This window comes from Georgenia sp. 311, assembly GCF_006151955.1.
Taxonomy (GTDB): domain Bacteria; phylum Actinomycetota; class Actinomycetes; order Actinomycetales; family Actinomycetaceae; genus Oceanitalea; species Oceanitalea wutianyii.
Genome location: NZ_VDFS01000057.1, coordinates 5,655 through 12,025 on the forward strand (window position 1 = coordinate 5,655; position 6,371 = coordinate 12,025).

General features: G+C 74.4%; 9 protein-coding genes. 2 read left to right on the forward strand and 7 right to left on the reverse strand.

The features are described 5' to 3' along the window. Window positions 1–448: GyrI-like domain-containing protein (locus FHE66_RS15605; protein WP_176554763.1), on the reverse strand; the 448-nt coding region annotated here is incomplete at its 3' end. Next, complete coding sequence (locus tag FHE66_RS12030) at window positions 445–966, reverse strand: flavodoxin domain-containing protein (protein ID WP_139073204.1); 522 nt, start codon at window positions 964–966, stop codon at window positions 445–447. The genes FHE66_RS15605 and FHE66_RS12030, both read right to left, overlap by 4 nt. Before the next feature lie 147 nt (window positions 967–1,113). Between FHE66_RS12030 and recO the strand changes: the two genes are divergently transcribed. Both recO and FHE66_RS12040 read left to right on the forward strand, forming a co-directional pair. Further along, window positions 1,114–1,845 carry a DNA repair protein RecO gene (gene recO, locus FHE66_RS12035; RefSeq protein WP_139073205.1) on the forward strand — a complete coding sequence of 244 codons (732 nt, stop codon included), beginning with the start codon at window positions 1,114–1,116 and terminating at the stop codon, window positions 1,843–1,845. After that, window positions 1,842–2,621: an isoprenyl transferase gene (locus FHE66_RS12040; protein WP_139073206.1), complete on the forward strand. Its 780-nt coding sequence runs from the start codon at window positions 1,842–1,844 to the stop codon at window positions 2,619–2,621. Before recO ends, FHE66_RS12040 begins: the two co-directional genes overlap by 4 nt. Here the strand turns inward: FHE66_RS12040 and FHE66_RS12045 are convergent. From FHE66_RS12045 to FHE66_RS12065, 5 genes are read right to left on the reverse strand one after another with little or no spacing between them, the layout of a single operon-like run. Next, window positions 2,618–3,133 (reverse strand): DedA family protein, encoded by a 516-nt coding sequence (locus FHE66_RS12045; protein ID WP_139073207.1) that lies wholly within the window; start codon window positions 3,131–3,133, stop codon window positions 2,618–2,620. The genes FHE66_RS12040 and FHE66_RS12045 overlap by 4 nt on opposite strands. Then, window positions 3,126–3,527, reverse strand: a complete 402-nt coding sequence (locus FHE66_RS12050; RefSeq protein WP_139073208.1) for a Fur family transcriptional regulator — start codon at window positions 3,525–3,527, stop codon at window positions 3,126–3,128. The genes FHE66_RS12045 and FHE66_RS12050 overlap by 8 nt, the downstream gene beginning before the upstream one ends. Next, window positions 3,524–4,429 (reverse strand): metal ABC transporter permease, encoded by a 906-nt coding sequence (locus FHE66_RS12055; protein WP_139073209.1) that lies wholly within the window; start codon window positions 4,427–4,429, stop codon window positions 3,524–3,526. Before FHE66_RS12055 ends, FHE66_RS12050 begins: the two co-directional genes overlap by 4 nt. After that, window positions 4,426–5,202, reverse strand: a complete 777-nt coding sequence (locus tag FHE66_RS12060; protein WP_139073210.1) for a metal ABC transporter ATP-binding protein — start codon at window positions 5,200–5,202, stop codon at window positions 4,426–4,428. The genes FHE66_RS12055 and FHE66_RS12060 overlap by 4 nt, the downstream gene beginning before the upstream one ends. 44 nt (window positions 5,203–5,246) lie before the next feature. After that, complete coding sequence (locus FHE66_RS12065; protein ID WP_218013711.1) at window positions 5,247–6,215, reverse strand: metal ABC transporter substrate-binding protein; 969 nt, start codon at window positions 6,213–6,215, stop codon at window positions 5,247–5,249. Window positions 6,216–6,371: the final 156 nt, after the last annotated feature.

Sequence of the window (6,371 nt, forward strand, 5' to 3'; positions counted from 1 at the left end):
CGATGCGGGTGCGCCAGGTCCCGGGGTCCTGGTCGGAGGACGGGCCGGATTCGTAGATCTCCCACCACTCCTCCTGCAGCTGCAGCTTGTGCTCGGCGACGAACGCCTCCAGCGCCTGGTAGGTCTCGCGCAGGGTGTCGTAGCTGCCCTGGTGCACCGCCTCGACCGCCCGCGCCGTCGGGAGGGTTCCGGCGAGGAGCTCACCGTCCGCGCCGCCGGGCCACGGGGCGGTGAGGGGGAAGCCGGCCTCGATGTCGGCCACGTCCCCGGGGACCCCGCGGTACCGGGCGAACGGCGCGCCACCGATCTGGATGCCGGCGCGCTCCACCTCGGCGGACACCTCGTCGAAGACGCCGGCGAAGAATTCGGCCAGCGCGTCGGTCCGGACCTGGCGCCGCAGGGCGACGGTCGGGCGCTCCTCGACGTCGATGAGCGAGATCTCGGTCATGGTTCCTCCTTGGTCGGGTCGTCCGGGCTGGACGCGAGTGCGGCGAGCTCGGTGCCCCACGCACGGGCACGGTCGAGCTCGCCGGGCAGCAGCGGCCCCTCGGTGCCCTCGACCCAGAAGCTCTCCGGCTGGGTGAGGAGGTCCGCCCCGAGCCGGTGCAGCGCCTTGGCCGCCTTCCGGCTCGCGTGGCCGGGCAGGTCGGGGTGGCGCAGGTGGGTGTCGAAGGCGGCGCCCCTCAGGTCCAGGGGCTCGGAGGACGCGAGCCACTCGCGGATCCCGGTGCCCACGTGCTGCCCGCCGCGGTGCTCGGCGTCCTCGCGGGTGGCGGGCCGGCTCATGCCGAAGGCGTGGGTGGGACCGCCGACGACGAGCACGTCGACCGTGAGCTCGTGCGGCGGGGGTGCGGTACCGACCTCGAGCACCTCGACGTCGAGGCGCTCCCGCAGGCCCTGCGCGACGGCCTGCGCGACCGCCCGGGTGTTCCCCCAGGACGACTCGTAGACGACTGCGGCGTCCACCGTGCCCCACCTCCCCCCACGAGGCGACTGCTCCCACGACGGTACCCCAGCGCCGTCGGGCGGTGGAAGGCCCGCGTGGACCACGACACGCGGCGGCCGCGGGGCGGGACCGGGCGCGCAGAGGGCGCGGTGGGCGACAATGGGGCGGTGAAGCTCTACCGGGACGAGGCCGTGGTGCTGCGCACCCACAAGCTCGGGGAGGCGGACCGCATCATCACCCTGCTCACGCGCCGCTACGGGCGCGTGCGGGCGGTCGCCAAGGGCGTGCGCCGGACGAGCTCGAAGTTCGGCGCGCGGCTCGAGCCGTTCTCCCTCGTCGACGTCCAGCTCCACGTCGGCCGCAGCCTCGACATCATCACCCAGGTGGAGTCCCAGGCCCCCTACGGGCGGGCCATCTGCGCGGACTACGCGCTCTACACGACGGCGACGGCGATGGTCGAGACCGCCGAGCGGCTCACCGAGGTCGAGGAGGAGCCGGTGCCCCAGCAGTACCTCCTCCTCGTCGGTGCGCTGCACGCCCTCGCGACGCGCCGCCACCCCGCGAGTCTCGTCCTGGACTCCTACCTCCTGCGCTCGCTGGCCGTCGCCGGCTGGGCACCGAGCTTCGGTGACTGCGCCCAGTGCGGGCGCCCCGGGCCCCACCAGGCCTTCCACGTCGTGCAGGGCGGGGCGGTGTGCGAGCGGTGCCGCCCGCCGGGCTCCTCCGCGCCCGCCCGCCAGACCCTCGAGCTGCTCGGCGCGCTCCTGTCCGGGGACTGGGCGGCCGCGGAGGCCTCCGGCCGGCGGGAGCGCGACGAGGCCTCCGGGCTGGTCGCCGCCCACCTCCAGTACCACCTCGAGCGCCAGCTGAGGTCCCTTCGTCACGTGGAGCGCGTGTGAGTCCGGTCCCGCCCCCGCCGCACCCCTCCGGTGCCCGCCCGCCGCGCATCGACCGGCGGTTCGTGCCCCGGCACGTCGCGATCGTCATGGACGGCAACGGGCGGTGGGCCAACGCCCGTGGCCTGCCGCGCGTCGAGGGCCACAAGGCGGGCGAGGCGGCCCTCCTCGACGTCGTCGCCGGGGCCATCGAGATCGGCGTGACCCACGTGTCCGCCTACGCGTTCTCCACCGAGAACTGGAAGCGCTCGCCCGAGGAGGTCCGCTTCCTCATGGGCTTCAACCGCGACGTGCTGCGCCGGCGCCGCGACGTCATGAACGAGTGGGGCGTGCGGGTGCGGTGGGCCGGGCGCCGGCCGCGGCTGTGGAAGTCGGTCATCGACGAGCTCGAGGAGGCCGAGCGGCTCACCGCCGGCAACGACGTGTGCACGCTGACGATGTGCGTGAACTACGGCGGGCGCGCCGAGATCGCCGACGCCGCGCGGGCGGTCGCCCGCGAGGTCGCCGCCGGGCGGCTGGACCCGGAGAAGGTCACCGAGCGGACCATCGCCCGGCACCTGGACGAGCCGGACCTGCCCGACGTCGACCTCTTCGTGCGCACGTCTGGCGAGCAGCGGATCTCCAACTTCATGCTCTGGCAGTCCGCCTACGCCGAGCTCGTCTTCCTCGAGGAGCACTGGCCCGACGTCGACCGCCGCAGCCTGTGGCGCGCCGTCGAGATCTACGCCTCGCGCGACCGGCGGTACGGCGGCGCCGTCGACGCCGCGGCCCAGCCCTAGGGGAGGAGCTCCTCCGCGACCCGGCGCGCGCGACGGCGGCGCAGGACGAGGAGGAGGACGATGCCCGCGACGAGCGCGACGAGCGCCGCGATCCCGGCGGGCGAGCCGGCCGCGGCGGCGATCGCCGCGCTCCACACGGCGAAGCCGATCGTCGAGTAGATCCCCGCCCACGCGAGGGAGCCGGGCACCTGCGCGAGGGTGAAGCGCGGCCAGCCGATGCGCAGGATGCCCGCGCCGAGCATGACCATGCTCTGGAACCCGACGGTGAGGTAGGCCAGCGGCACGATGACCAGCCCCCACGTGCGGACGGCCGCGACGCCGCGCTGGGCGCCCTCGCCGCTGAGCGCGCGGTGGGCGCGCAGCCGCCAGCCGCCCTCGGGGTGGGTACGGCGCAGCGCCTGGTCGGTGGCGAGGCGACCGAGCCAGTAGATGCCCTGGCCGCGCAGCATCGCGCCGAGGAACAGGAAGCCGAAGACCAGCCAGAAGGGCCAGCCGCTGAGGAACTCAGGCACGGTCGTCGTCGCGGGTGCACTCGGCGCACAGCCCGAACAGGTCGAGGGTGTGCTCGACGGCGGTGAACCCGTGGAGAGCGGCCATCTCCTCGGCCCACGACTCCACCCCGGCACCGCTGATCTCCACGGTCGTCCCGCAGCGGCGGCACACGAGGTGGTGGTGGTGCTTGGCGCTCTCGCAGCGGCGGTAGAGGGTCTCGCCGTCGTCGGCGCGCAGGACGTCGACCTCACCGGAGTCGGCCAGGGCCTGCAGGGTGCGGTAGACCGTCGCCAGGCCGATGGTGTCGCCGGACTCCCGCAGCGACTCGTGCAGCTGCTGGGCGCTGCGGAAGTCCTCGGTGCGCTCGAGCAGCGCGCTGACGGCAGCGCGCTGGCGCGTGATCCGGGGTCTCATGCTGCCTCGTGGAGCTCGACGTCGTCCTGGACGTCCGGGTGCGGGTCGGCCGGAGGGCGGCGTCGCCCGAGCAGCGGACGCACGAGCGATACTACGCCGAACACCGCGATCGCCAGCATGACGATGGTCGCCCCGGGGGAGAGCGGGTAGGCGTAGGTGAGGGTGAGCCCGGAGACGCTCACGCTCACGCCGATGACCATCGCCAGCGTCATCGTGGCCCGGAACGAGCGGGTGACGAGCTGGGAGGTGGCGACCGGGACGATCATGAGCGCGGAGACGAGGAGGACGCCGACCACCCGCATCGCCACCGACACGGTGAGCGCGGCGAGGACGGCGACGACGACGTTGAGCAGCCGCACCGGCACCCCGCTCGCCCGGGCGAACTCCTCGTCGTGCGACAGGGTGAACAGCGCCGGGCGCAGCCCGATCCCGACGGCGAGGATCGCCACCGCGAGGGCGATCGTCAGCCACAGGTCGGTGAGGCTCACGGTGGCGATGGACCCGAAGAGGTAGCCGTTGAGGTTCGCCGTCGTCCCGCCGGCGATGCCGATGAGCAGGACGCCGCCGGCGATGCCGCCGTAGAAGAGCATGGCGAGGGCGAGGTCGCCGCTCGTGCGCCCGCGCTCGCGGACGACCTCGATGAGCACCGCGCCGACGATCGAGGCGACGACGGCGCCCGGGACGGCGAGCACGTCGTGCGGGGTGAGGCTCATCGCGCCGCCGACGAGCCACCCGACCGCGACGCCGGTGAGGGCCATGTGGCCGATCCCGTCGCCGAGCAGAGCCAGGCGCCGCTGGACGAGGTAGGTGCCCATGACGGGGGCGACGAGGCCGACGAGGACGGCGGCGATGAGGGCCCGTTGCATGAGCGGGCTGGCGAGCATGTCGGCGAGCAGGGTCATGACAGGTCCAGCCGCAGCTCGGGGCCGCGGGGGTTCGCGGCCGGTTCCTCGAAGGGGTGCAGGTGCTCGTGGTCAGGGCCGCGGTGCCCGGGGGCCGCGGGCGGGGGAGGACCGTCGTGGACGACCCGGCCGTGGCGCAGGACGACGGCGCGCTCGAGCAGCCCGCCGAGGGAGCCGAGCTCGTGGAGGACGACGAGCACCCCGGTGCCCCGGTCGCGCAACCCGGTGAGCGTGGCGGCCAGCGCGTCCTGGGAGTCGCGGTCGATCCCGGCGAGCGGCTCGTCCAGGACGAGGAGGTCGGGGCGGCGCACGAGCGCGCGGGCGATGAGCACGCGCTGCTGCTGGCCGCCGGAGAAGACGCTCACCGTCTCCTTCGCGCGGTCGGCGAGACCGACCTCGTCGAGCGCCTCGAGCGCGCGCTCACGCCAGTGGCGCGGCGGGCGCAGGCGGCGGTTGTCGAGCAGCCCGGAGCCGACGACCTCCAGCGCCGTCGCGGGCGTGCCGGAGGCTGCGCCGGCCCGCTGGGGCACGTACCCGATCCGGCGCCACGGCACGTGGCGGGCGTCGCGCACGTCGACGCCGTAGAGCTCGACCGTCCCCGACGTCACGGGCACGACGCTGAGCAGCGCCTTGACGAGGGTCGACTTGCCCGAGCCGTTGGCGCCGAGGAGGGCGACGAACTCGCCGTCGTGGACGTCGAGGTCGACGCCCTGGAGGATGGGGGCGCCGCCCAGCGTCACGCGCAGGTCGCGGACGTGAACCGGTGGGGCCATGGGTCGGTATGCTCCCACGTCCTCACGCTCGCGCGCGGTCGCGCTCACGGGGCCTCGCAGCCGAGGGCGTCCTGGAGCGCGGCGAGGTTGGCGCGCATGACGGCGGGGTAGTCGAGGTCGGGGTCCTGCTGGTTCTCCAGCGGGTCGAGCACCTCGGTGCGCAGCCCGAGGTCCGAGGCGAGTGCCTCGCTCACGGCCGGGCTGACGAGCGACTCGACGAAGACGGTGTCCACGCCGTGCTCGTCGACGACGTCGGCGACCTCGGCGAGCCGGGCGGGGGAGGGCTCGGCCTCGGGATCGATGCCGGACAGGCCCTCCTGGCGGATCCCGTGCTCGGACGTGAGGTAGCCGTACGCCTCGTGCGTGACGACGATCGTGTCCTGGGCGCACCGGGCCAGGCCGGCGTCGATCTCCGCGTCGAGGTCGGTGAGCTCGGCGACGACCCGCTCGGCGTTCGCCTCGTAGGTGGCAGCCCCGTCGGGGTCGACGGCGGTGAGCTCCTCGGCCAGGGCCGCGGCGACCTCGGCCAGGCGGGCCGGGTCGAGCCAGAAGTGGGGGTCGAGGGACTCCCCGCTGTGGTCGTGGTCGGCGTGGCCCTCGTGGTCGTGGTCGTGGCCGGTCTCGCCGGTGGTGAGGAGCCGGGTGTGCTCACCGGCGTCGAAGGCGGTGGCGCCGGTGACCGCGACGGCCTCGTCGACGGCGGGCTGGAAGCCGGAGAGGTAGGCGACGAGGTCGGCGCCCTCGATGTCGGTGACGGTGCGCGGGGAGAGCTCGACGGTGTGGGGGTCGACGCCGGGCGGGGTGAGGGACTCGACCTCCACCCGGTCACCGCCGATCTCGGAGGCGAGGTACTGCAGCGGGTAGAAGCTCGCGAGGACGGTCGTGCGCGCGTCGTCGGACGCCTCTGGGGTGGTGCTGGTCGCTGTCGCGGCGTCGCCGGACTGGAAGGCCGCGCACCCGCCGAGGGCGAGGACGGCGACGAGGGAGGCGGGCACGACACGGCGCAAGAGCATGAGACTCATTCTCAATAAGGATGAGAACCGTTGTCAAACCGGCGTGGGGCTCCCGGCGTACGGCGCCCGCCGTGCCCCCGGTCCCCACCCCTCACGCGCCGAGAGCTGGATCGTGCGCGCACGATCCAGCTCTCGGCGGGGTGGGGTCAGGCGCCG